This is a genomic window from Kribbella sp. NPDC050470, from assembly GCF_044458365.1.
GTDB lineage: Bacteria > Actinomycetota > Actinomycetes > Propionibacteriales > Kribbellaceae > Kribbella.
This window is the reverse complement of sequence record NZ_JBITHV010000004.1, coordinates 1-22,285: the sequence shown is the minus strand read 5'-3', so window position 1 is coordinate 22,285 and position 22,285 is coordinate 1. Positions and strand designations below refer to the sequence as shown.

Annotated in this window: 25 protein-coding genes and 2 tRNA genes; 10 read left to right on the top strand and 17 right to left on the bottom strand. The window is 67.6% G+C overall.

Annotated elements, in window-relative coordinates; translation table 11 throughout:
• The 5 genes from ACIBGM_RS12045 to ACIBGM_RS12025 form a co-directional block, all read right to left on the bottom strand.
• Nucleotides 1-726 (bottom strand): MBL fold metallo-hydrolase, encoded by a 726-nt coding sequence (locus ACIBGM_RS12045; RefSeq protein ID WP_396385829.1) that lies wholly within the window; start codon nucleotides 724-726, stop codon nucleotides 1-3.
• Nucleotides 723-1,682 carry an acetylxylan esterase gene (locus tag ACIBGM_RS12040; protein WP_396385403.1) on the bottom strand — a complete coding sequence of 320 codons (960 nt, stop codon included), beginning with the start codon at nucleotides 1,680-1,682 and terminating at the stop codon, nucleotides 723-725. Before ACIBGM_RS12040 ends, ACIBGM_RS12045 begins: the two co-directional genes overlap by 4 nt.
• Before the next feature lie 25 nt (nucleotides 1,683-1,707).
• A complete protein-coding gene (locus tag ACIBGM_RS12035) occupies nucleotides 1,708-2,166 on the bottom strand; it encodes a hypothetical protein (RefSeq protein ID WP_396385402.1) in 459 nt (152 codons plus the stop codon).
• Nucleotides 2,167-2,216: 50 nt separating this feature from the next.
• A complete protein-coding gene (locus ACIBGM_RS12030) occupies nucleotides 2,217-3,020 on the bottom strand; it encodes a hypothetical protein (protein WP_396385401.1) in 804 nt (267 codons plus the stop codon).
• Nucleotides 3,021-3,252: 232 nt separating this feature from the next.
• Nucleotides 3,253-4,839, bottom strand: a complete 1,587-nt coding sequence (locus tag ACIBGM_RS12025; RefSeq protein ID WP_396385400.1) for an LCP family protein — start codon at nucleotides 4,837-4,839, stop codon at nucleotides 3,253-3,255.
• Nucleotides 4,840-5,100: 261 nt separating this feature from the next.
• Here ACIBGM_RS12025 and ACIBGM_RS12020 point away from each other — a divergent pair.
• A tRNA-Ser gene (locus ACIBGM_RS12020) sits at nucleotides 5,101-5,190 on the top strand.
• A gap of 129 nt (nucleotides 5,191-5,319) precedes the next feature.
• On the opposite strand, the gene ACIBGM_RS12015 is transcribed toward ACIBGM_RS12020, so the two are convergent.
• Nucleotides 5,320-6,204 (bottom strand): LLM class flavin-dependent oxidoreductase, encoded by an 885-nt coding sequence (locus ACIBGM_RS12015; protein WP_360538469.1) that lies wholly within the window; start codon nucleotides 6,202-6,204, stop codon nucleotides 5,320-5,322.
• 43 nt (nucleotides 6,205-6,247) lie between these two features.
• A complete protein-coding gene (locus ACIBGM_RS12010; protein WP_360538467.1) occupies nucleotides 6,248-6,664 on the bottom strand; it encodes a PPOX class F420-dependent oxidoreductase in 417 nt (138 codons plus the stop codon).
• Nucleotides 6,665-6,712: 48 nt separating this feature from the next.
• Between ACIBGM_RS12010 and ACIBGM_RS12005 the strand changes: the two genes are divergently transcribed.
• Nucleotides 6,713-7,348, top strand: coding sequence for a phosphoribosyltransferase family protein (locus tag ACIBGM_RS12005; protein ID WP_360538465.1), 636 nt, complete (start codon nucleotides 6,713-6,715; stop codon nucleotides 7,346-7,348).
• 91 nt (nucleotides 7,349-7,439) lie between these two features.
• Here the strand turns inward: ACIBGM_RS12005 and ACIBGM_RS12000 are convergent, their stop codons facing one another.
• From ACIBGM_RS12000 to ACIBGM_RS11980, 5 genes are all read right to left on the bottom strand, one after another.
• Nucleotides 7,440-9,317 (bottom strand): phosphoenolpyruvate carboxykinase (GTP), encoded by a 1,878-nt coding sequence (locus tag ACIBGM_RS12000; protein WP_360536432.1) that lies wholly within the window; start codon nucleotides 9,315-9,317, stop codon nucleotides 7,440-7,442.
• Between the two features lie 326 nt (nucleotides 9,318-9,643).
• A complete protein-coding gene (locus ACIBGM_RS11995; protein ID WP_360536434.1) occupies nucleotides 9,644-10,873 on the bottom strand; it encodes a hypothetical protein in 1,230 nt (409 codons plus the stop codon).
• The gene (locus tag ACIBGM_RS11990) at nucleotides 10,870-11,457 is read right to left on the bottom strand and encodes a hypothetical protein (protein ID WP_360536436.1); all 588 of its coding nucleotides are present in this window, start codon (nucleotides 11,455-11,457) and stop codon (nucleotides 10,870-10,872) included. Before ACIBGM_RS11990 ends, ACIBGM_RS11995 begins: the two co-directional genes overlap by 4 nt.
• Nucleotides 11,458-11,563: 106 nt before the next feature.
• Nucleotides 11,564-11,836, bottom strand: a complete 273-nt coding sequence (locus ACIBGM_RS11985) for a hypothetical protein (RefSeq protein ID WP_360536438.1) — start codon at nucleotides 11,834-11,836, stop codon at nucleotides 11,564-11,566.
• Between the two features lie 17 nt (nucleotides 11,837-11,853).
• The gene (locus ACIBGM_RS11980; RefSeq protein ID WP_360536440.1) at nucleotides 11,854-12,075 is read right to left on the bottom strand and encodes a hypothetical protein; all 222 of its coding nucleotides are present in this window, start codon (nucleotides 12,073-12,075) and stop codon (nucleotides 11,854-11,856) included.
• A 163-nt stretch (nucleotides 12,076-12,238) separates the two neighbouring features.
• Here ACIBGM_RS11980 and ACIBGM_RS11975 point away from each other — a divergent pair.
• Nucleotides 12,239-12,311 (top strand) — tRNA-Arg (locus tag ACIBGM_RS11975).
• Nucleotides 12,312-12,429: 118 nt separating this feature from the next.
• Here the strand turns inward: ACIBGM_RS11975 and ACIBGM_RS11970 are convergent.
• Nucleotides 12,430-12,672 (bottom strand): tyrosine-type recombinase/integrase, encoded by a 243-nt coding sequence (locus ACIBGM_RS11970; RefSeq protein WP_396385399.1) that lies wholly within the window; start codon nucleotides 12,670-12,672, stop codon nucleotides 12,430-12,432.
• Nucleotides 12,673-12,697: 25 nt separating this feature from the next.
• On the opposite strand from ACIBGM_RS11970, the gene ACIBGM_RS11965 reads away from it, so the two are divergent.
• Together ACIBGM_RS11965 and ACIBGM_RS11960 are read left to right on the top strand one after the other, a co-directional pair.
• On the top strand, nucleotides 12,698-12,907 hold the full coding sequence (locus ACIBGM_RS11965; RefSeq protein ID WP_396385828.1) for a UTRA domain-containing protein: 210 nt from the start codon (nucleotides 12,698-12,700) through the stop codon (nucleotides 12,905-12,907).
• Nucleotides 12,904-13,437 carry a hypothetical protein gene (locus tag ACIBGM_RS11960; protein WP_360536504.1) on the top strand — a complete coding sequence of 178 codons (534 nt, stop codon included), beginning with the start codon at nucleotides 12,904-12,906 and terminating at the stop codon, nucleotides 13,435-13,437. Before ACIBGM_RS11965 ends, ACIBGM_RS11960 begins: the two co-directional genes overlap by 4 nt.
• A 104-nt stretch (nucleotides 13,438-13,541) precedes the next feature.
• Here the strand turns inward: ACIBGM_RS11960 and ACIBGM_RS11955 are convergent, their stop codons facing one another.
• A complete protein-coding gene (locus ACIBGM_RS11955; RefSeq protein WP_360536506.1) occupies nucleotides 13,542-14,159 on the bottom strand; it encodes a hypothetical protein in 618 nt (205 codons plus the stop codon).
• Nucleotides 14,160-14,663: 504 nt separating this feature from the next.
• On the opposite strand from ACIBGM_RS11955, the gene ACIBGM_RS11950 reads away from it, so the two are divergent.
• Together ACIBGM_RS11950 and ACIBGM_RS11945 are read left to right on the top strand one after the other, a co-directional pair.
• Complete coding sequence (locus tag ACIBGM_RS11950; protein ID WP_360537954.1) at nucleotides 14,664-15,089, top strand: VOC family protein; 426 nt, start codon at nucleotides 14,664-14,666, stop codon at nucleotides 15,087-15,089.
• A 246-nt stretch (nucleotides 15,090-15,335) separates the two neighbouring features.
• The gene (locus ACIBGM_RS11945) at nucleotides 15,336-15,740 is read left to right on the top strand and encodes a VOC family protein (protein WP_360537956.1); all 405 of its coding nucleotides are present in this window, start codon (nucleotides 15,336-15,338) and stop codon (nucleotides 15,738-15,740) included.
• A 520-nt stretch (nucleotides 15,741-16,260) separates the two neighbouring features.
• Here the strand turns inward: ACIBGM_RS11945 and ACIBGM_RS11940 are convergent.
• Both ACIBGM_RS11940 and ACIBGM_RS11935 read right to left on the bottom strand, forming a co-directional pair.
• On the bottom strand, nucleotides 16,261-17,004 hold the full coding sequence (locus tag ACIBGM_RS11940; RefSeq protein ID WP_360537958.1) for a hypothetical protein: 744 nt from the start codon (nucleotides 17,002-17,004) through the stop codon (nucleotides 16,261-16,263).
• Nucleotides 17,005-17,114: 110 nt separating this feature from the next.
• The gene (locus ACIBGM_RS11935; RefSeq protein WP_360537960.1) at nucleotides 17,115-18,530 is read right to left on the bottom strand and encodes a hypothetical protein; all 1,416 of its coding nucleotides are present in this window, start codon (nucleotides 18,528-18,530) and stop codon (nucleotides 17,115-17,117) included.
• Between the two features lie 311 nt (nucleotides 18,531-18,841).
• Here ACIBGM_RS11935 and ACIBGM_RS11930 point away from each other — a divergent pair, with 311 nt between their 5' ends.
• Nucleotides 18,842-19,354 carry a DinB family protein gene (locus ACIBGM_RS11930; protein ID WP_360537962.1) on the top strand — a complete coding sequence of 171 codons (513 nt, stop codon included), beginning with the start codon at nucleotides 18,842-18,844 and terminating at the stop codon, nucleotides 19,352-19,354.
• 370 nt (nucleotides 19,355-19,724) lie between these two features.
• Here ACIBGM_RS11930 and ACIBGM_RS11925 read toward each other — a convergent pair whose 3' ends face one another.
• On the bottom strand, nucleotides 19,725-20,204 hold the full coding sequence (locus ACIBGM_RS11925; RefSeq protein WP_360537964.1) for a hypothetical protein: 480 nt from the start codon (nucleotides 20,202-20,204) through the stop codon (nucleotides 19,725-19,727).
• Between the two features lie 785 nt (nucleotides 20,205-20,989).
• On the opposite strand from ACIBGM_RS11925, the gene ACIBGM_RS11920 reads away from it, so the two are divergent.
• Nucleotides 20,990-21,226 (top strand): hypothetical protein, encoded by a 237-nt coding sequence (locus ACIBGM_RS11920; protein WP_396385398.1) that lies wholly within the window; start codon nucleotides 20,990-20,992, stop codon nucleotides 21,224-21,226.
• A 395-nt stretch (nucleotides 21,227-21,621) separates the two neighbouring features.
• Nucleotides 21,622-22,110, top strand: a complete 489-nt coding sequence (locus ACIBGM_RS11915; RefSeq protein WP_360537968.1) for a GNAT family N-acetyltransferase — start codon at nucleotides 21,622-21,624, stop codon at nucleotides 22,108-22,110.
• Nucleotides 22,111-22,285: the final 175 nt, after the last annotated feature.

The following is a 22,285-nucleotide window of genomic DNA, read 5'->3' as shown; positions in this document are numbered from 1 at the left end:
TTAGAAGGTGTAGGTGGCACCGATCTCCGCATGGACCGCACCGGCTTGCGCACTGGCCGCTTCAGGGGTCAGCAACGGCCCGACATGCGTCACCACCAACTGCCCAACCCCGCATCGCCCAGCCAACGAGCCTGCCTGCGCAGGCGTGTGGTGGAAGGCGTTCGGGACCGGATCGTTGGCCTCGCACAGCAACAAATCGGCGTCGGCCGCCAGCTCGTCCAACGCCGGGCAAGGCGTGCAGTCGCCGGAGTACGCCAGCACCCGACCGTCCGCCGTCGCACGCAACCCATATGCCTCAGGACCACCGTGGTCCACAGACCGGCTGAGCAAGGTCAGCTCCTTCAGCTGCACTTCATGCCCGTCGGACAAGGCGTGCAACTCCAGTACGTCGGCCAGAAAGCCGGCATCCGGTTGCGCGAAGAACCCAGCCAGCCGATCCGCCAGTCCGGCCGGCGCGTAGACCGGAAGCGGAGCCCGGGCAGGCATCTCACCGTACGCCAAGGCGTAGTAGGCGTTCAGCAAGTCACCGATGTGGTCGAGGTGCAGGTGCGACAGCCACACCGCATCCAACTCCGACAACTCGGCATGCCGAAGCAGTTCCGCCAGCGATCCGGGACCGGCGTCGACCCACACCGAGGCACCGCCGGCCCGGAGCAGATACCCCGAGCACGGGCGATCCGGCTGCGGGTACGGCGCGGCGTTGCCGAGGACCGTGAGCGTGGTCAGAGCTTCGCGCCGATCAGCTGGTAGATGTCGTCGTGCGCGCCCGGTAGGTCGTCGTGACCGAAGTCCGGGTACACCCGCACCGACTTCGGCGCGGTGACCTTGTTGTAGGCGGCGTACTGCGTCGACGGCGGGCAGACCTGGTCCTCGAGGCCGACGAACAGTGTCACCTCACCCCGGATCCGCGCCGCCAGGTGCTGCACGTCGATGTACCCGAGGGTCGTGAACACCTCGTCCTGCCGCAGGTGCCGCGGGTCCCGCTTCCTGAACCAGGTGACGATCTCGTCGTACGGCGCCCGCTCCAGGTTGAGGTCCCAGGCTCGCTGGTAGTCGACGAGGAACGGGTAGACGCTGGCGGTGTACTTGATCGACGGCGTCAACGCGGCCGCCACCAGCGACAGCCCACCACCCTGGCTCCAACCGGTGGTCGCGATCCGCGTCTCGTCCACGTCGGGCAGCCCGCCGATGATCTGCGCGAGCCGCCGGGTGTCCAGGAAAACGTGCCGGTAGAGCAATCCCTCCGGCCCGTCGTCGAGCCCGTGCACCAGGTGGTTGTGCAGGGAGAAGCTGTTCGCCGCCTGCGACTCGGTCAGGAACCCGACCTGCTCACGGACGTCCAGCGCGGCCACGGTGAACCCGCGGGCGGCGTATGGCAGCAACTCGACCCACTTCGGCTGCTCACCGCCGTACCCGTGGAACAGCAGCACCGCGGGGCCCGTCGGCTCCGCGGGCCGGACGACCTTCGCGTGCACGCGGTAGCCGCCGGTGCCGGTGAAGTACAGGTGTTGCGCGGTCGCAGTGGTCAGCGGGAAGTCCGTCGCGTCCACGAACTCGGTCTCCGGGGCGACCGCGTCGAGCTCGAGCAGCCCCTTGTCCCAGTACTGGTCGAAGTCGGCCGGCCGCGGGTTGGTGCCCTGGTAGCCGGTCAGTTCCTCGGACGACATCTCGAACGAAAGCACGCGAGCTCCAAACGATCGGGGTGACTCATTCTGCGGGATCTGCGTCGTCCGGCGCGGTGCCGTCCCAGATCGTGTAGCCGTGCGCCTCGTTCAGCCGGTCTCGCAGCGCGGTCTCCAGCGACTCGATCTGCCCGGGCGCGAGCCAGCTGATCGGCACCAGGACCGAGTGCTCCTTCTCCTGGGTCCGCATCACGATCGCCTCACCGTGCGTCGTCTCCACGCGCCCGACCGCGGTGACGTCCGTCCAGGCCGTGCGGACCCCGCGCACCTCGATGTCGTCGTCCCGCAGCTTCAGGACGACGGGGGGCCGGACAAGCACGTACAGCCCGGCGAGCACGACCAGCCCACCCAGCACGAGGAAGACGGCGACCACCGCACCCGGCAGCCCGATCGCCCACAGGATCGCGGCGACCCCGAGCAGGATCAGCCCAGCGGCCGGGATCCCGACGAATCGCCCCGCCCGCATCCGGTACGTCGTACGCATCGCAGAAGTCTCTCACCTGCGAAAAGACGAAGGCGGAGGAGGTGGGGTGCCTAGAACGCGTCGGTCTCCGAGGTCGAGGCGTTGCCGAAGGGGGTCCGCGCCAGGCTGATCGACCAGTCGAACGATCCGTCGAAGCGGTCGTCGTACTTCTCGTACTGGCAGTCCTCGGTGAACCGCCGGTTCGCGGCGTCCCAGCCGGTGCCGGACTTGAAGTAGACGTAGTAGCTGCCGCGGATCCCGTTCAGCGTCGCCTTGTGGTTGGCGCGCACGTAGATCGACACCTGCGGCTTGCGCGGGTTGCGGTTCGTCACCACGATCACCACGTCCGACGAGCTGCCGTTGTCGATCGCCAGCCGCCCCGGACCGCGGGAGCCCGACCGCTGGATGACCTTGCCGTTCGTGCCCCGCCCGTTGACCGACGGCGGCGCCTTCGGAGCCGGCGGTACGACGAGCGCGCCGAACCGGAGCCCCTTCCCGACCGCCCGCGACACCCCTTGCGTCAGCTCGGCGACCGACGTACGGATCCCCGACTTGGCCTCGTAGAGCCGGACGGCCGGCGCCTTGGGCAGACCACAGCCGGTCTTGGTCAACCCGGCGGCGCTGAGGTTGTCGGTGACGTCGTCCGGATAGCCGTCGAACGACGCGAGCACCGTCTCGTGGGCCGCGTCGAGCGCCTTGGGCGGGTTCACCTTTTCGAGCGCCTGCCGCTCGAGTACGACGGCCGCCGCAAGCTGAGCCCGGGTCGCGTCGAAGGCGGGCAGCGTCCTGGCGTTCATCACCCGGACCACGTACGGCCGCAGCACCTTCTCGACGTTGGTCAGCGCCCGCTGATACATCGGGACGGACAACCGCACCGGCGTGGGTGGTGGGGCCGGAGTCGGTTTCGGTGGCGGTGTGCTCGTCGTACTGCTCTGAGGCGCCGGGGCTTGCCCGGCCTCCGGCTCAGCGCTGCACGCTGCAGCCGCCAAGAGTGTGATCCCGATCGCCGTTGCCGTCCACCGCCGCACAGTCACCCCCAGTGACTCGTTCCGTGCGGTCAATACTTCCCGGCCGGCTACCGGGTCAGTCGTGGATGGCCGGTTGCTGTCAGTTGCCGCCGGCCTCGGTCGGGTTGTACGCGCAGGCGTCGTTCAGGTTCTCGGTCGCGCCCGGGGTGACGGACGGCTTCGGAGTATTGGGCTTCTTGGTGGTCGTCGTACCGCTGGACGGCTTCTTCGTCGCGGTGGTCGACGGGGTGGAGGCGACCGGCTTGCTCTTCGGGTTGATCGCCTTCTGCACGAGCTCCTGCATGGCCTCGTAGTCCGGGTTCTTGCCGGTCGGGAAGTTCTTGCTCTTGTCCAGGTCGACGTTGGTGACGTTGGCGCCCTTGACCTTCAGCCCGAGCTCGATGAACGCCGGCAGGATCTCCTGCGGGATGTCGGTGCGCAGCAGCTGCTTGCCGGCCGACGCGATCTGCTGGTACTTCGTCACCAGAGTGGCCGGCTGGACGCTGTTGACCAGCGCGTGGATGGTGCAGCGCTGCCGCTCCTGCCGGGACGGGTCGCTGAGGCCGTAGCGGCCGCGCGCGAACCACAGCGCGTGGTAGCCGTCGAGCTTCTGGTCCGGGCCCGGCTCGATGTACCCGGTCGGCTTCCGCTCGCTGTTCGAGCCCGGGCCGGCGCCGTAGTCGCCGCCGATCGGCACCCGGTAGTTGACGTTGACGGTGATCCCGCCGACCGCGTCGATGATCTGCCGGAAGCCGGCCAGGTTGACCTGCATGTAGTAGTCGATGTCCAGGCCGAGCGCGGCGCCGGCGGCGAGCTTCACCGCGTCGGCGCCCTCGTTGTCGGTCTGCCCGAGGATCCCGGGGTGCTGCTTCGGGATGTTCTCGTACATTGCGTCCAGGTAGTACTCGGGCTGCTCGACGTTGCCCTTGTTCGGGTCCCAGAAGCCGTCCGGGTACACCTTGTGCAGCGGCGAGTCCGCCGGGAACGGCATCCGCATCCAGTTCCGGCTCAGCGAGATCAGCGAGGTGTCGCCGGTCTTGGTGTCGATGCTGGCCACGATCACCGTGTCGGTCCGGGTGCCTTCCCGGCCGACGCCGTCGTCGGCGCCGAGCAGCAGCAGGTTCAGCCGCGGGGTGTTCGCCCACGGGTCCTTCTTGTTCACCTTCGGCCGGGTCGCGCTCTTCGAGTCGCCCTCGGACTGGAACACGCTGCCGACCAGGTCCCGCTGCGCCATCACGGTCTGCGCCGCCACGGTCGTCGGTACGGCGATCGCGAAGCAGAGCAACCCGACGAACATCGACCCCGCCAGCCGGCCGGTGTAGGTCATGCTCACCGGGCGGAGCAGCTTGTGCGAGGCGACCACGATCCAGATCCAGCAGATGCCGAGGCCGACCACGGCCGCGGTCGCGATCAGCAGCTGGCGCGGCGAGACCGCGAAGGCGAGGACAGAGTCACGCCGGGTCAGGCCGACGTACGCCGCGAGGAGCAGCAGGCCGATGCTGATCGTGAGCACGAATGCGCCGAGCTTCTTGCGGCCGCCCATCAGCAGCCCGGAGCCGGGGACCAGCGCGCTGAGCAGGGTGAGTCCGATCGCCTTCGACGCCGTACGGGCCCGCGGCGTGCGGTGCCGGGACCGGTTGGCTCGAGGCGCGGACCTCCGTCCGGCAGCGCGAGTACTCCGCGACATGGCTCCGTTCCCTGATCGACGACGTGGCAGCCCTCCGTCGGCCGCGTGCAGCGGCCCACGGTACTTCAGACGCCCACGGCACCCACTCGGTTGACGTGTGCTGACGACCCCCGTCGATGCGGGCCAGATTACAGGTGCACCGGGTTAGTCTCCCAACGTGCCACCTCCGGCACGCTGAGTGTCGCCGGACCCGCTTTGCTGCGAACCGGGTCGAGCGGATAGTCTTGGCCGTCGTCGAGTTCCCCTGCGGGAACCGTCGGAGGAGGCGTCGCCTAGTCCGGTCGATGGCGCCCGCCTGCTAAGCGGGTTGAGGGTAACCCCCTCTCGCGGGTTCAAATCCCGCCGCCTCCGCTCTGGGAGCTCCCTGTCCGCGAACTGCGCGGACCGGGAGCTCCGGTGTGTTTTCTGGGGGCGGGGCCCCCAGACCCCGCCCCGGAGGGGCTTCGCCCCCCGGACCCCCGGGTGGTTGCCGGGCCGGTGTTATTTGCTCATCAACTGCCTGGCTTCGGCCAACCGTTCGACCGAGCGTGGACTCATCGGCTCCAGCGAGACGATCAGGTGGTCGACGCCCAGGTCTTGGTACGCCGTGAGGGCGTCGGCCAACTCCTGGACCGTGCCGTCGAAGGCGCGGGTCTCGGGGTCGGGGACAGGCGGCTGGTCGGGGTCGCGGACGATGATTCCGACCGTCGATGCGACCGTGCGGCCGGTCTTCTGGACTACGTCGTGGAGCGTGCCCAGGCGTTCTTCGACCTTCTCGGTCGGGGCGCCGTACCAGGCTGTGTTCCAGGCGTCGGCCCATTCGGCGGTCAGGCGCATCATGCGCGGGCGGTGTCCGGCGACCAGGATGGGGATCGGCCGCGCGGGCGGCGGCTCGAGGACGGCGTCGCGGACGTGGTGGTAGGTGCCGTCGAAGCTGACCGTCTCGCCGCGGACCAGCCGCGCCACGATCTCCAGCCACTCCTCGAACCGCCCGACCCGATGGTCCGTCGGCAGCCCGAACGCCTCGTACTCCGGGTCGTGCCAGCCGGCCCCGACCCCGAGCACCAGCCGCCCGCCCGACACCTCGTCGAGCGTCGCCGCCATCTTCGCGGTCAGCCCCGGATCCCGGAACGACGCGCACAACACCAGGTTCCCGAGCTCGACCCGGGTGGTGGCGGCCGCGACCGCGCTCAGCAGCGTCCACGCCTCGTGCATCCCGAACAGCTGCCCGTCCGGCGCCTTGTAGAAGAAATGGTCGGCCAGCCAGACGGAGTCCATCCCGGTGCGGTCCGCGGCCTCGGCCACCGCCCGGATGTCCTTCCACCCCGGCGCCGTTCCGCCGGGTCCGTCCTCACCGCCGACAGGAAGCATCACACCGATCTTCATGCCGCCAACCTATCCGCGGCACAGCCCGGCACGCGGGCCGCGGTCAGCTCATCCACGGCCCAACGCCGCTGATTCGGTCGACGGTGATGTGGGTGACGTAGCCAGGCGGCAGGTTGTCGCCGGGCAGGAAGTCGGCGTCCGGTCCGATGTAGGTCCTGGCCAGCTTCCGCAGCACGTCGACCGCCCCGCCCTCGGTGATCCGGGCGGTGCCGGTGATCACCAGGTACTCGGTCAGGCCCATCTCGTTCATTCGATCGGTCTCGATCGACAGGACCACCCGGCCGTCGCGCCGGATGTTCTTCACCTTCCGGTTGTTCGGCACATGCGCCGCGATGATCTCGTCGCCGTCGAGGCCCACCCAGATCACCGAGACCTGCGGGCTTCCGTCCGGATTGATCGTCACCAGATGCCCGAGGGCGTCCGACTCGAGGACCGTCCGCGCGTGCTCAGGTATCTGCATGCCACCAAAAGTACGCCTGACGAGCCCTGGCGAGGGATCATGCTGGGTATGAGGCCGTACCCGAACCGGGCGGCTGCGGGCCGGGCTCTGGCCGACGAGCTCGGCGAGGTCGCCGGATCAGTCCTCGTCCTGGGGCTGGCGCGCGGTGGTTTACCCGTGGCGGCGCCGGTCGCGGACGCCCTGGGGGCGGAGCTGGACGTGCTGATCGTCCGCAAGCTCGGCCTGCCGCAACAACCGGAGCTCGCGATGGGCGCGATCGCGGGCGTCGGCGGCGAGACCCAGACGGTCCGCAACGAGCCGGTCCTGGCCGAAGCCGGTGAGCATGCGCTGGCCGACGTCCTCGAGGAGGAGACGCGCGAGCTGCGGCGCCGCGAGGTGGCGTACCGGGGCGATCGGCCGGCAATCGACGTCCGCGGGAAAGTGGTGATCCTGGTCGACGACGGCCTGGCCACCGGCTCGACCATGCGAGCGGCAGTGGCAGCGGTACGGCGGCAGCAGCCGGCTCGCGTGATCGTCGCCGTACCGGTCGGTGGTGCGGACGGCTGCCGGCGACTGGCCCAAGTCGCGGACGAGGTGGTGTGCGTGTGGACGCCGCTGTACTACACCGCGGTCGGCCAGGCCTACCGCGACTTCTCGCCAGTCGAGGACGAGGAGGTACGGCGCATCCTCGCCGAGCGGCCGTAGTCAGAAGAGCGCGGCGCCCCGGCCGGTGGGCCAGGGCGCCGCGCTTTCCGTCCGACGTGCCGGCTTCCGAATCGGCAGGTCGGAGTCTGGGTCAGCCGAGCCGCGCTCGCAGGTTGTCGAGCTCGAGCTTCAGCGTGGCCGGAACCTTGTCACCGAGCTTGGCGAACCACTCCTCGATCAGCGGCAGCTCGGTCCGCCACTCGTCGGCGTCGAACTTCAGCGCGATCGCCAGCTCCTCGTCGGTCATGTCCAGGCCGGACACGTCCAGCGCGTCGGCGGTCGGCACCCGGCCGATCGGGGTCTCGACCGCGGCGGCCTGGCCCTCGATCCGCTCGATCACCCACTTCAGCACCCGGCTGTTCTCGCTGAACCCGGGCCAGACGAACTTGCCGGCCTCGTCCTTGCGGAACCAGTTCACGTAGAAGATCCGCGGCAGCTTGGAGGCGTCGTGCTCCTTGCCGACGGTCAGCCAGTGGTCGAAGTAGTCACCCGCGTTGTAGCCGAGGAACGGCAGCATCGCCATCGGGTCCCGCCGTACGACGCCCACCTCGCCGACCGCGGCCGCGGTGGTCTCGGACGACAGCGTCGCGCCCATGAACACACCGTGGTCCCAGTCCCGCGACTCGGTCACCAGCGGCACCGTGGTGGCCCGGCGGCCGCCGAAGATGATCGCCGAGATCGGCACGCCGTTCGGGTCCTCGTACTCGTCGGCGATGATCGGGCACTGCTTGATCGGGGTGCAGAACCGGCTGTTCGGGTGGCTCGACAGCTCGCCCGAGTCCGGCGTCCACTCCCGGCCCTTCCAGTCGGTCAGGTGGTTCGGCGGGGTCGGCGAGTAACCCTCCCACCAGACGTCACCGTCGTCGGTGAGCGCGACGTTCGTGAAGACCGAGTTGCCCTTCTCGATCGTGCGCATCGCGTTCGGGTTGGTCTTCCAGCCGGTACCCGGGGCCACGCCGAACAGGCCGAACTCGGGGTTCACCGCGTACAGCCGGCCGTCCGCGCCGAACCGCATCCAGGCGATGTCGTCGCCGAGCGTCTCGACCTCCCAGCCCTCCAGGGTCGGGTCGAGCATCGCCAGGTTGGTCTTGCCGCAGGCGCTCGGGAACGCGGCCGCGATGTAGTGGACCTTCTTCTCCGGCGAGATCAGCTTCAGGATCAGCATGTGCTCGGCGAGCCAGCCCTCGTCCCGAGCCATCGCCGACGCGATTCGCAGCGAGTAGCACTTCTTGCCGAGCAGCGAGTTGCCGCCGTACCCGGAGCCGTAGGACCAGATCGCCCGCTCCTCGGGGAACTGCACGATGTACTTCTCGTCGTTGCAGGGCCACGGCACGTCCTTCTCGCCCTCTTGGAGCGGTGCGCCGACGGAGTGCAGACAGGGCACGTAGTTCGCGTCAGTGCCCATCTTCTCGAGTACGTCGGCGCCGGTGCGGGCCATGATCCGCATCGACGCGACCACGTACGCGGAGTCGGTGATCTCGACCCCGAACATCGGCTTCTCCGCGGTCAGCGGGCCCATGCAGAACGGGACGACGTACATCGTCCGGCCGCGCATCGAGCCGCGGTACAGCCCGGTCATCAGGGCCTTCATCTCGCCCGGGTCCATCCAGTTGTTGGTCGGACCGGCGTCTTCCTCGTTGACCGAGCAGATGAACGTGCGCTGCTCGACCCGCGCGACGTCCGACGGGTCGGTGCGGACCCAGAACGAGTTCGGCTTCTTCTCGTCGTTCAGCCGGACCATGGTGCCGGCCGCGATCAGCTCGTCGGTGAGCTGCGCGTACTCCGCGTCCGAGCCGTCCATCCAGTGGATCCGGTCCGGCTGCGTCAGTGCGGCGACCTCCGCGACCCAGGCCAGCAGGCCGGCGTGCTTCGTCGGGGCGTCAGTCAGGTCGTAGGCCTCGGCTTTGAGGGGCTCCGGGTCGGCGGTGGCGTCGGCTTCGGTATGGGTCGGGCTGGCGGTGGTCGTCATCGGCGGCTCATTCCCTCTCGGCTGTCGGGCCCGGCGGCCGGCCTGCCCCTCGACGCTGAAGGGAAGGTACGGCTCCGGCCGCCGGGGTCTCCGGCGGTGCGATCCAGCTGGCTGGCGGTGTGATCTGTCGCATACCAGTGCGTCCAGTGGACATATACCAGTGTGCAAGTGGTACTAACGGTACGCGACTCGAACGCGTGGTGAGAACCAGGAGCATGTGAGCCCGCTCACAAAGTTTTCGCGACAATCGCTTTCCGGTGAACCTTGTGAAAATGAGAACGGCCCGCGCTGGATGCGCGGGCCGTTGCTGAAGATTCTTCGGCGGATCAGCTGGTCTGCCGCCAGATGTCGTTCACGATGCGCTGGACGTCCGCTTCCTCTCCGGCGACGCCGGTGGCCATCACCCCGACCAGCCACCACTGGCCGCCACTGATGAAAGCGTGCGTCATCGTCAGCGCGTACACCTTCGTCTTCTGAGAGTCACCCTGCTCGGTGAACCAGGTCCTCGGTTCCTTGGCAGTCTCCGGCGCGGGCGCCGTGAATGCGGCCGTCCAGGCCTTGTCGAACGCGGGCCGGTCGGCCATGCAGGCGGCCAGGTCCTTGCACGGGTGCAGCGCGATCCGGGCGTCGAGCGTCCCGCGCGGCCGGTCCCTCATCGCAGCGGTCTGCACGCGGCGGTAGATCGCCTCGCCGGACTCACCGAGCGAGCTGACCTCGGGCGGCCGCGGCCACCCGAACGCGAACGGGAGCCCGCCGGTCAGGACCGGCTGCACATCCGCGCCGGCCGGGTACGTCGCACCGAGGACGCCGGGGGCACCGGTCGGAGGCTTGTACTTCGCGGTCGTGATCCGCGGGACACCGGGGAGCATGACCGACGGCGGGAGAGGGCTCGGGGTGACCGCGGCAGGCACAGCCTCGACCGGCTCGTCCTTGACCGCGCTGCCGATCGTGGAGCCGATCGAGTACGTGACGGTGAAGACCAACAAGACGATGATCACGGCAACGACGTAGACCCAGGTGCCGATCTTGTGCCGGTACTCGCGGGCGAGCTCGACCTTGGACTGCCGTGGTTTCGCGGGCTGCAGCGCCGCCTCCATCGCGCTCTGCAGGGTCTGCTCACCTGGTGGCTGGGCTGCGGGGGACGGCGGTTGGTCTTGCGGGGTTGCGGCCGCCGGGGGGATGGCGCCGTACCCGCTGAGCTGGGAGCGGACCGCCTGCAGGGACTCCTCGTCGTTGCCAAGGACGCCGTCGAGTGGGTCGATCAGCCGCTCGGCGCCGGACTGGCCGGGGATCAGCTGGGTGATCGCGTATGGGCGGTCGGTGCTGAAGTTCGCGGCCCACAGCGGCGTTTGCAGCTGCCCGGGCTCGAGTGCGGCGCCGCGGCCGGCCTGCACGAGGCGGTCACGCACGACCTCGTCCCGTGCGCCGGTCTCGCTCAGCAACAGCGCGACGACCTCCATGCCGGTGAAGCTGCGGCCGCGCCACAACTCCGCCAGCGGATGCGCCAGCAGCTGCTGGTCGAACTCGTAGCCGGGGATCTGCGGCGTGCTGTTCACTTCGTCTCCCAGATCGCGCGGTCCGCCAGCACCAGCGCCGCCTGCTCTGCGCTCTTCTGCTCGACCGGGTAGGCCGTGTAGTCCACGTTGACGACCACATCGCCGCGCTGCACGATTGCATGAACCGACCACGACTGGCCGGCGATGCCCCGCGCGGTCGCGCTCAGCTTGGTCGGGTACGGCCGGTCGGCGACGGCGTCGAGCGGGCTCCGCTCCCACGTCCACTTCGCGTTCTGCGCCGGGTTCAGCGGTGCGCGGCCTGCGCCGAAGTCCCGGCCGCCGTACGGCGTGATGGTCAGCTTCACCACCGCGGCGGAGTAGGTGCGCTGCGAGCGGGGATCGGCCTGCGCGGCGCAGGTGATCACCGAGGTCCCCGCCTGGGTCAGCGAGACCTCGCCCTTGGATGCCTGGGGCAACAGGCTGGACACGTCGCCGATCCGCTCGCACACGTCGGCCGGCAGCTTGCGGGCCGGCACGATGTCCTCCGGCTGCACCGGGTCACCGAGCGCGAACCCGATCCCCGCCCCTGCGACCACGGCGACCCCACACGCGATCGCCGTACCCCGCACCAGTCGACTCGCCATGCCCGCGACCTTAGTCACGCAGAGGTCCTCCCTTGCCCGTCAACGACGCGTCGTTGGACGAGTGCAGGGAGCAACCGGTTCCCTCTTTGTCAGTTTGGTCAGTTTGTCAGTCGAGGAGAGTCTGGACCGATCCGCCGGACTCGGACAGCTTCGTCCCGAGGCCCTTGAGCGCGTCGCCGACTGTGGCCAGGATCCCCGACAGATCCTGCAGATTCCCGGCCAGGCTCTCGATCTCGGTCGCGACCCCGCCGACCTGCCCGCTCCCGTCGTTCAGCTTCTTCGCCGCCGCGTCCCCGATCCCCGGGATCTTGTCCAGCTCACCCGCCAGCCCCGACAGCATCCCGGCCGCGTCCTTCAGCTTGTCCTTGGCCGAGTTCATCGTGTTCGCGCTCCCGGTCAGCGCCTGCCGCGCCCCACCCTCCCGTCGTCCCCGACCAGCGTCCCGGCCGCCTTCGCCGCCTGCTCCCCCGCCTCGGCCAGCCCCGACCCGACCGTCTTCAGCAACTCCGGCAACTTCCCGATGAGCCCCACCGCGTCGTCCGGCAACCCCCGCACCAGCTGCAGCACCTTCTCGAAATCGTCCGAGTTCTCCATCACGAACCCGACCGCCTTCTTCACGTCCCCCAGATCCCGCCCACCCAGCTAGTCCTCAATGCCCATGCCCCGGATCGTAGGGCCGCCGCCCCTCCCCACCCCGCCCGCCGCACCGCCCGAAACCCACCCGTCGAGCCCGATTGGCCTACACCGGCCCCCGCCATGTATCGTTACTCGTCGTTGTCCAGCGCTCGTAGCTCAACGGATAGAGCATCTGACTACGGATCAGAAGGTTGGGGGTTCGAATCCCTCCGAGCGCGCTTCGTGAAGGCCCAGGCAGACATTCTCTGACCTGGGCTTTTGTGTTGTTGGAGTGAACGGCACATAGCGCGGCTGTGGTGCTCGCCGCCCTCTTGACCCCCGCGATTGACCCCAACGTCATTCCTCCGGCTCCTCGAACAGGAACCCGAGCCGGTCCACGGCGTCCCGCTGCAACTCCTCGGCCACATCGACGTAGATGACCTTCGTGGTGCGGGGGTCAGCGTGCCCGAGAATGTCCTGAATCTGCTCAAGCGGGACACCCTGACTCCACAGCAATGACGCACACGAGTGCCGCAGGTCGTGGAACCGGATTCGCCGTACGCCGGACTTGGCGCACAGGGCATCGAAGTGACGGTTCACGTTCCGCGGCGGGTACGTCGACGAGCTGACCACACGGATGCCCCGACCAGACGAGGCCCGCAAGCTCGGCCTCAACGCGGGGACCCCGGTCCTGGTCTACGTGCGGACGACGTACAGCGACAAGCGACCCCTACGCCTGACGCTCACGATCTTCGCCGGCGACCGCAACCGCGTCGTGTACGAAATCGGCGACCTCCACGCGTACACCGGCGAGAACGGCGGCGCGGCGTCATGATCGTCGAACAGGCCACCATCGAAGACCTACCGGTCATCCTCGCCATGCGGACCGAGGCCAGCCAGTGGCTCGCCAAGCGCGGCATCAACCAGTGGGCAGTCGCATGGCCGAACCCCGAGGCCCAGTCCGAGCGCATCCTCACCAGCATCCGCGCCGGCGAGACCTGGATGATTCGCACCGACGACGGCAGCACCGCCGCCACGGTCGCGCTCGATTCCTTCTCGGACCCCCAGCTCTGGACGCCCGACGAGCAGGCCGAACCCGCGATGTATTTGCACCGGCTGATCGTGCGCCGCAAGTACGCCGGTCTTGTGATGACGCGATCGATTGGGCATGCGACCGCGCCGGCCAGCTCGGCAACCGCTGGGTCCGCATCGATGTGTGGACCGACAACATCGGCCTCCACCGCTACTACGAGAACCGCGGCTTCAAACACGTCCGCACCCTCGACCTGGCCGACTACCCCTCCGGCGCCCTCTTCCAACGCCCAGCAACCGACTGGCGTGGCCGGAAGACAGGTCAAGCACTGACCGAACGGCCCCAGACGCTGCCGGCCCGTCAGGGCCGTTTCGAGGCCTTCGAACGCGCACTCTGGCCGGTGCTCAACGAGGCGAGCATCTGACGATCGAACCTGCTACTGCTGGAGCCTCAATGGCCCATCATTGAGTATCAACACCACCGCGCCGACGACGTGGATTGCTGCGAACGCCAGGAACAGCGGATCGGGCAATGCGAAGCGGTAGCGCGCAGGTTCCGTGTCGTCAACAACGCCTCGTGCCCGAACCTCCGCGGCGACACGGTTGATGAGCTTCGCGAGATCGCCCTGCGTACCGAAGTTGTCGCTGAAGGCCTGGGCGTTAGCAGCCTCGACCCCGGCGGCGATGAAGCTCCGGCTCGCAGTCTTGATCCGGAGGTTACTTCCGCTGACTGCTGCCTCGACCTGCCCCAAGGGGATCGCCGCTGTCCGGAACGGGTTGCGGACGACGACATGTGTCCGCGTCACGACAAGCGAGGACGCGGCATAGAGGTACAGCCCGCCCAGCAGGACGAGGAAGAGGATCTGAAACGACCAATCGCCGCCAGTTAGGTCATCGCCCTTGCCCTCGGGAAAGTACGTAAGCAGGATGCTGAGTACCGACTCGCCCACGAGGAAGGCTCCGGCGACCGTGCGCAGAAATGGTCGGTGATAGCGCACCGGCGCGTCCGGATATGTGGCGATCGCGCGCGCTGTCCTTGGGCGCAGCAGTGTCATGCGACCAATCCTCCCCTCGAACATGCCGGCTGGTCGACACGCCGTCTTTCGTGCCCTGACTGACTCATCCCCGAATCGCGGCTCTGTTGCCGGATTGACCTCTTATGGATCAAGGGCGCGCCTTCGGCGCGCCTCCCGCGCGGGGTGGGCGAGCCCATGCGGCCTGCCGGCCGAACCTCGCCCACCCCGCGCGGAGAACGGCTGGCACTTTTGATCGCAGACCCACCCGGCACCGTCCGAGCCCTGGCGTCCGACCGCCGGTTAGCCCCGTCCCCCTGGCCGCTCGATTGTCCGGCCACCACGACACACGTCAAGAGCGCTTCGCGACACTACGGATCGGCAAGCCGACTCTTGACATGTGCCGCGCTGGCCTGGGTTGGCAGCTATCAGGGGGACGGGGCAAATGTGGGCCGTCTAGCTAGTCAGCGGCTACTGCACCACGCGGGCCGGGTCGGGTTGCTCTCGGTGAGTGGCTGTTGCAGGCTGAAGCCTCGGAGGTGTGCGATGCGTTTCAATCAGACAATGCCTGTGGACGTATTGGTGCCGGTGCTGGCTTACCCGGATGTATCTGAGGCAGTCGAGTGGTTGACCGCCGCGTTCGGCTTTCGCTTACGCTGGCAGATTTCTGATCATCGAGCTCAGCTCGCTGTTGGACCGACGGCTGCGCTTGCGATCGTGCAGTCCGACGCGCCTCCTACCGGTGCGGACGAGGTCATGGTGCGAGTCGATGACGTAGATGCACATGCGGCAGTCAGCCGGGCTCATGGTGCAGAGATCACGCAGGATCCGACGACCCACGTCTATGGCGAGCGCCAATACGTTGCCCGTGACTACACCGGCCGGAGCTGGTGCTTCAGTGAGTCGGTTGAAGACCGCGCGCCGCGAGCCTGGGGCGCCGTCGAGGGGCCGAGCCTCCGGGCTGAGCCCTAACCCGGAGCACCGACAAACGCACGCTCCTACGGATCAGGGGCCGGAGCTGGGACAGCTTCGCGTGAGGCAGCTACGCCACACGGTGGACAGTCTGCGCCAGGCGATCGAGTCTGCGACAGCATCGGCGTTGCAGCCCAAGGTGATATTGGTTCGCGGGGCCGGAATGGGGACGAAGAGCATGTCAAGCAGATTGGCTTAGAGTCGAGCTAATTCGTTAACGACGGGAAACCCAAAGGAGTCGACGAGATGCAAGGGTCCGACGAAGAAGCGGCGGGGGTCCGATGGAACGCGGTATGCATCGATTGCGCGCCCGACGAGTACGACGCTGAGGTTGCCTTCTATCGCGACCTGCTCGGGACGGAGGTCGCCGAGCGCGAGCCGCGTTGGGCTGCCTTGCGAGACCCCCAAAGTGGAATGTGGCTCAACATCCAGGCCAATGATTGGTATGTGACTCCTGTGTGGCCAGAGGAGGTTCCCGCGCAGACGAAGATGATGCACTTCGAGATCCGAGTGAACGACGTCCAAGCCGCGGTCGCGCGTGCGGTGTCATTCGGTGCTCGTGAGGCTCGTCAGCAGCCGGCAGACCGAGTCCCGCGCAGGTTAAGGGTGATGCTGGATCCTGCGGGACATCCCTTCTGCCTCTGGAACTGATCCCGACCAGGTTGCACAGGAACTGCGCCTGGTCACTCGTGATTGCAGGGTCGAAGATGACCCCAGTCCGACCCCAACGAGCCCGAGCAAGATGCACGAGTTGGCACCACTGAGGTGAATCGTATGCACGGCGGCGCGGCGCACCTCTAGAGTTGCAGGCTCCTACGGATCAGAAGGTTGACGGTTCGAATCCCTCCGAGCGCGCCAAACCTGGTCGCCCCACGCGGCGCTACGCCCACTCCTACGTCGCGTGCTCGCCACCGCTCCCACCCACCCGGTCCACGCGCCTATCGCGCTTCATCCGACCGCCCCGTGGCTCCGCCAACTCGCAGTCAGTGAGCAGCCCGTGGAAGCCCCACGCGGCCGCCGACAACGCCTTTACGCATTCGCGTATCAAGGCATGTACCTCCGACAAGCGAGCGTCCCCGCATGCCGCATTCCGCGCCTGTCATGCCGGTGATGAGATGCGGCTGCTCGACACGCCTAGGGCACATATCGCGCCGGGTGCCGGACCGGGTTGTCAGGCCGGGCTGATCGCTGGGTTGAGGCGGAGCAGTCCCGCGGGGAGCGTATCGGCCCATTCGGCCATCTCGGCGGTGACGCGGAATGGTTCGGCCGTGGCGAACGGTTGAGCTTGCGCGTCTGCGCTGCCGGTGCCGCAGGTTTCCAGGCGCCACTCCCGCCAATGGGACAGCAGGACGTCGCGGACCTCGTCGAGTTGAGCGCGGGTGAACCGGCTGGGCACCACGCAGAGCTGATCTGGCAGGTGCGGGGATAACTGCCGGGTCACCGCGTCGACATCGGTGGCGGCGACGACGAGGACCTCCTGGTCCGCCGACGGCCGGAAGACCACCCCGTGGACCATCGCCCCGGACGATTCCAGGTCGCCGTAGTCCAGGTCCCAGGGCAGCGCGTCACGCCGCCAGCCGTCGGGCGGCGGCGGGCACGGTGGGTCCGTCCAATCCGCACTCGGCTCCCGAGCAGGGATGTCCGGTGACTGTTCCTCGACCTCGATGCTCTCGTCGCGCCATGTCCCGACCACCGAGACAAAGTCCGGGACTCGGTTCGCTGCGAAGTCGGTAGGTACTGCCTCGGCGTCGGCCCCGATCAGCCGGATCGACCGATCTGACTTCCAACCCGGTGGTTTGGAGATCAGAGCATCGACGCGGGCCAGGTCCAGCCAATCACCGTCCGGACCGGCGACGTACTGACCCCAGGTCCGGACTCGATCCCCGGCCTCGAACACCAAATCCCTGGCCGCCATGTACCCATGGTCCCTCGTCTCGCACCAGTTGGGTTCGGAACGACCCGAAGCCGCCAGGCCCGCGCCGCCTCTACTCGGCGCCACGTGACCGCAATTGCCGCGTAGCGTGGTCAGGCCTCTGAACGCTCCAGGGCCTGACGGTAGGACTCGAAGGCGATCGGGTCCTTCACCGGATCCGGACGGTTGGCTTCGTTCAGGGTTGCGGCGCGGGTGATCCCGCCAAAGACGCGATCAACGGCGAGCGCGGAGTCCTCGGCGGAAAGTGAGAACTCACGCGCGACCGCAGTCTCCAGTTCGAGCCCGGAGACTCCACGCGCACTGGTGGCGAGGGTGTAGTTGACGACGTCGGCCACGTCGCGGCCGGGCGGCAGGGCTACTGACATGTCGTCCGACCATACGAGCGCCTCGGCCGCCTTGGTCGCCTGATCGAGCGGCTTCGACGGTTTGATTCGAGACAGCCACATTCTGGCCTCGTCGTTGGGTAGTGGAGTGGCCTCGACACTCGCGCACAGGAGCGGGTACGCGCGGCCGGAGTCCCAGCCGCGTCGGTAGGGAGGCGGATCGAGAACGATGACGCGCACGCCATCGATCAGCGGGATCTCGTCAGGCCGGCCTTCGTTCCAGATCCAAGCTCCCACGCCGTCAACGAGGTTGAACTGGCCGGTGAGACCGCCTGCAGGGGCGAGGTCTCCAGAACCATCGGCGGCCGCGAGCATCGCGGCCGTCGGCGCGACGGGCACCGCCGAGGTGTCTCGGCGACGAAGGACGCCTCGCCGCGCGACCGGAAGCAGCGGGATGATGTGAGCCGCGAGAAGTGTGTGGAGTTGGAAATTGTCGGACACGCCCGAGATCGTGACGCGGAAGGCAGTGCCGGTGGAGCGGTGCAGCACGACCAGCGGCTCGTCGTCGAGAATGCGGAGCAGGCCCACCAGCCATGGAGCGAGGTCAGGAAGGTCGTCCTCCGCGACGATCGCTGCTGCCGTTAGCCGCTCCCGCTGCGGCAGCGCACGCCGGACGTCGGCACGCTGGCCGAGGAACAGGATGGGTTGCACCCACGACTCGGCATACATCCACGAGCGAGCGACGGCGCCTGGGTCGTCGATCCGGGAGGCTGCTGCTGCGACGAACCGCTCGTACTCGCGATCACCGCACTCCGCTCGCTCTGGGACTGGCCCGACAAGCTCCTCGTAGAGTGCCACGAACCGCCGCGTGCCTTCCAGCGCGCGGCACGCGTGCTCAACCAGCGTGTCCAGAACCGGCGTGGCATCCCCGTCCATGCCGATCAGGGAACCGAGGTACTGCGCGAGCGGTCCGCCCAGGGACTCCGGCGCGTCGGTGAGTACGGGTGCGAGCAATGTGACCGCTGTGTCGAGGTCTTGCCGTGATGCCTCCTGGAACCTGTCCGCGAGGCGCTGTCCGGCCGCGAAGAACGCTTCCGGGTCCTCACCTCGCGCTGCCGCGGCGATGTCCTTGACGATGGTGTGCAATGCGTCTGGGAAAGCCACCGCGCGAGCGTACAGGCCCACGCGTCAAAGTGGCGCTGCTCTCACGACCAGACCGCAGGTGACTGCCGCGCACGCCGAGCACCATCACGCCGCCGACGGAGGACAGTAATCCCCGAGGTTCGTGATCCGACAACTGATCCGCTCTCTGCCGAAGTTTGGCTCTATGGATCAAGGGCGCGGGCGTCGTCCGAAGTCCTGACGTCTGACTGTGGGTAGCCCGTGCGGGTGCAGCGCGATCCTCCGTTGGGGGCGGGCCGATCGCGTGGATCTCCGCAGTTGCCTGGGACTCGTAGTCCTCTGCCCTGGTCGTACGTCGATCGTATTGTTGGCGCATGGTATTTGAGTCGCCCGTGGAGCGGGCAGTGCCGAATCGTCTGGCTGACGAGCGCGACGCGCTGGCACAGCAGCTCGACTTCCACCGCGCCACCCTGCTTCACAAGCTGGAAGGACTCGATGGAGAGCAGCTGAGCCGGCCGATGACGCCGTCTGGGCTCAGCCTGCTGGGGTTGGTGAAACACCTAGCCGAGACGGAGCATGGCTGGTTCCTCAAGATCTACGGAGGCTTGCGCGAGCCAGATCTGTTCTCGACCGACGGTGACCCAGATGCGGAGTTTCGCGTCGGTCCGGATGAGACGGCTGACGCCCTAGTCCGGCAATACCTACTGACCTGCGAGCGGGCCCGGGCCGTCGTGGCCGCCGGCGGGCTCGACGACGTGGTCACGACGCCGTCGGGAGCGGAGGCCAACTTGCGGGCAATCTTGGTCCATATGGTCCAGGAAACCGCGCGGCACAATGGTCACGCCGACATCATCCGAGAGGCGATCGACGGCGCAACAGGCCATTGAAGCCCGGTCAGAACTGGGTCCTTACATCGGCGCCGGCTCGACAGGTCATCCGCGGGTTCAATCGGTCGAGCCCACGCTCAGCGATTTGTCGCTGAGCCACGCAGAAGGCTCGCAACAGCCTTTGCAAGGCAGTACTGCGTGACCCCGGTCCAACCCAACGACAGCGCACCGCTGAGCACGTTCCTGCCACTCGCGCTACAGCCCGCCCAGTGCAGTCCGAGTACTGCGACCGACCGCGGGCTAGCCCTGTCCCTCTGGCCTCTCGATCGTACGGCCGCCACGACACGCATCAAGACACCCGGCGGTCGCCGGATCGCAAGTTGCGGCGGCCGAGCAAGTCCGGTCGTTTGTGCCGGTGCGGTTCGGCTGCTTATAGGTCGACTGCGCGGATGTACGCGAGGGGATGCGCGGGATCGAACGTGTCCACGACCAAGGTTCGGCTGCTGCCGGCTGCTGTCTGATCCTCCACCATCAACGCCCGTCGGAACGACTCCGGCCCTGGGCACGTATCCGACGCCGGTAGTTCCTGCTGGGCGACAGTTTGTGGCGCGGCAAATCGGCTTGCGGCGAGGAACGTTCGTAGGCCTGCGGGCGTGGTCCGGAACGAGATTTGCAGCGTGTGCTCGTCGAACATCGGATGCACATCCGAGCGGAAGCTCAGTTCCGCCACATCGGGCGGCAGTTCGACGTCGAAGGCTGCGGTGATGACTTGGAGTTCGACGTTGCTGCCCGGGCATGCGCGCGGATCAGCGATGTCGGGTGCTCGCTCGGACATCGGAAAAGCCAGCGTGAGGGCGATAACGGAGACGACGAGTGCCGCGACCCCGCCGATGACGAACCAGCCGGTCACAGCCCGAACCCGTCTCATGGATCGATAAGAGTAGCGGCGACAGCAACCGATGCGCTGATCATTGTGCGCGGGAGGGCGCCACCTTCTGGCTCCGGTGATGATTCGGGTCTTCGCGCGGTGCAAAAGGGCTTCGCGACTCTGCCCGTCTGCCTGTCGGCAGCCCTTGACACCGCCGCTGCGACCCGTGGGTCGGCGGCCATCCAATGCTGGCTCAGGCCGCAGTCCTGCGGCCGATTGGCTCGTTGGTCCAGGCGATGTTTCTCGGTAGGGCTGGCAGTGGGCCAGACAATGGTGGAGTTGCCCGACGATCTTGCTGGCGACACGCCGAAGCGCTGCCTCGTGGGTGTCGCCCGCCGCGCGGCGGCTGCGCCTCGGAACCGAGCCGTCTCCGCAATCGGCGACCCAACTCCGCGCATCGACGAGGACGTTGGCGCATCGTGACTGTCGAGCAGACCAGGATCGACGGACCGCCCAACCATCCTCGCGATACGCACCGAGGCGAGCGAGTGGCTCGCCAAGCGCGGCATCAACCAATGGACCGGCGCCTGGTCGAACCCTGAGTTGGGGATGTTGCTGACGCGCCGCGGCGCGGTTGACCTCTGCAATCATTGGGCCGCGTGAGGACTCACGGCTGGCCATATCCCTTTCGGCGACGACCATGGGATGAGATCGACGCATTCCTTGGGGACATGGCAGATCGCCATGGGGAGTTCCGACATATGTCAGACATAGTCAAGAGTGTCCTCGTCTCGGATCAGACCGGGGCTTTGGCGGCGTGCACGTCGATGCACGACCTGATCGTGGTACCGACGCCGATCCCTAAGCCGCCGTACGGCGTGGTTGCGGTGCGCGCCCCAGGCTCGATCCATCAGCCGGCCAGAGGATTCGTGCGCATCGAGCACCTCTCTACGACCGGCCACGACGATGTCATCGACAAGCCGGTAGTTGACGCGGTTCCGCTGTTTTGGCGATTCATGATCGAGAAGTTCGGTGTTGATCCTGGTCGCGAACCAACGCACTGACGTGCCGCAGACAGGACCGGAGAGCATGCCGCTTGTCGGCCAATTGTTCCCAGCAGCGGCCCACTCGATGGCTACGCCCGCTGGAACGTCACGTCGACGACTGGTGCCCCCGTGGATCGGGCACTGGGTCGATCTCAACAAGGCGATTGGACTCGGCGCTGTCCTCGGACGAACGCGAGGTCCGAGCGGCTGATCCCACAGGTAACCTGTCGGTGTGGCACTGGGACGGGGCAAGACGGAGCATGACGGCGCTCGGAACATGTCGCGCAAGCACGGCCACTGGGGCACCACCGAAGAGGCCAAAGAATGGGCGTCACGGGCTCGGCGGCGCGACGAGAAGCGCGAACTTGATCAGGCTCGCCACGAGATGACCGAGACACCTGGTGGTGGTGAAGATGACGGCAGTCGTACTCGATCTGGCGGTGAGAGATCTGGCTGACGCCGATTTGGGCGCGTGTGGGTTTGCTGGCAGTGAATTGCACGTGAGGCAGGTTGCCAAGCAACTCGAGCGAGCGCGCCGCGGGGAGGTCGACTACCTTGCCGTCTGTACGAAGAACGACCTGCCCGTGGCCATCGGCGCGGTCGACTACCTGCCGCATCCCGGTGCTGGTTCGTTGACTCAGCTATCCGTGCACCCGGCGTTGCAGTCCTGCGGGATCGGGACGGTGCTCATTGGGGCTGCTGAGCAGCGGATCTTGGCCCGAGGTCTTGATCGGGCCGAGCTTGGTGTCGAGCTGAGTAACCCGCGAGCCCGTGCCCTCTACGAGCGGCTGGGCTACGTAGCGTACGACGAGGTACTCGAATCTTGGGACCAGCAAAACCCTGATGGCTCGATCACGCGGTACGAGGCGACATGCGCTCAGATGCGGAAGGAACTGAGCTAGGGCAACTACACCGCCGCACGCGTCCGCTACGCCAGCTCGTACGTCGCCCGTTCGCCAGCTGTCCGGGCACAATGAGCTATGTGTCGACGGCAGCTGAAAACTGACCAGTGGGCGGCAACTGAAAATTGACCAGCTTCCCGGAGAGATCCTGGCTTGAACCGAGCCGGGGAGGGAG

What these genes read in the sequence shown, in the direction of transcription:
- ACIBGM_RS12035 (WP_396385402.1), bottom strand. Translation starts at nt 2,166, where the DNA reads ATGCGTACGACGTACCGGATGCGGGCGGGGCGATTCGTCGGGATCCCG.
- ACIBGM_RS12025 (WP_396385400.1), bottom strand. Translation starts at nt 4,839, where the DNA reads ATGTCGCGGAGTACTCGCGCTGCCGGACGGAGGTCCGCGCCTCGAGCC.
- ACIBGM_RS12015 (WP_360538469.1), bottom strand. Translation starts at nt 6,204, where the DNA reads ATGAAGATCGGTGTGATGCTTCCTGTCGGCGGTGAGGACGGACCCGGC.
- ACIBGM_RS12010 (WP_360538467.1), bottom strand. Translation starts at nt 6,664, where the DNA reads ATGCAGATACCTGAGCACGCGCGGACGGTCCTCGAGTCGGACGCCCTC.
- ACIBGM_RS12005 (WP_360538465.1), top strand. Translation starts at nt 6,713, where the DNA reads ATGAGGCCGTACCCGAACCGGGCGGCTGCGGGCCGGGCTCTGGCCGAC.
- ACIBGM_RS12000 (WP_360536432.1), bottom strand. Translation starts at nt 9,317, where the DNA reads ATGACGACCACCGCCAGCCCGACCCATACCGAAGCCGACGCCACCGCC.
- ACIBGM_RS11990 (WP_360536436.1), bottom strand. Translation starts at nt 11,457, where the DNA reads ATGGCGAGTCGACTGGTGCGGGGTACGGCGATCGCGTGTGGGGTCGCC.
- ACIBGM_RS11985 (WP_360536438.1), bottom strand. Translation starts at nt 11,836, where the DNA reads ATGAACTCGGCCAAGGACAAGCTGAAGGACGCGGCCGGGATGCTGTCG.
- ACIBGM_RS11960 (WP_360536504.1), top strand. Translation starts at nt 12,904, where the DNA reads ATGATCGTCGAACAGGCCACCATCGAAGACCTACCGGTCATCCTCGCC.
- ACIBGM_RS11955 (WP_360536506.1), bottom strand. Translation starts at nt 14,159, where the DNA reads ATGACACTGCTGCGCCCAAGGACAGCGCGCGCGATCGCCACATATCCG.
- ACIBGM_RS11950 (WP_360537954.1), top strand. Translation starts at nt 14,664, where the DNA reads ATGCGTTTCAATCAGACAATGCCTGTGGACGTATTGGTGCCGGTGCTG.
- ACIBGM_RS11945 (WP_360537956.1), top strand. Translation starts at nt 15,336, where the DNA reads ATGCAAGGGTCCGACGAAGAAGCGGCGGGGGTCCGATGGAACGCGGTA.
- ACIBGM_RS11940 (WP_360537958.1), bottom strand. Translation starts at nt 17,004, where the DNA reads ATGGCGGCCAGGGATTTGGTGTTCGAGGCCGGGGATCGAGTCCGGACC.
- ACIBGM_RS11930 (WP_360537962.1), top strand. Translation starts at nt 18,842, where the DNA reads ATGGTATTTGAGTCGCCCGTGGAGCGGGCAGTGCCGAATCGTCTGGCT.
- ACIBGM_RS11920 (WP_396385398.1), top strand. Translation starts at nt 20,990, where the DNA reads ATGCACGACCTGATCGTGGTACCGACGCCGATCCCTAAGCCGCCGTAC.
- ACIBGM_RS11915 (WP_360537968.1), top strand. Translation starts at nt 21,622, where the DNA reads ATGACGGCAGTCGTACTCGATCTGGCGGTGAGAGATCTGGCTGACGCC.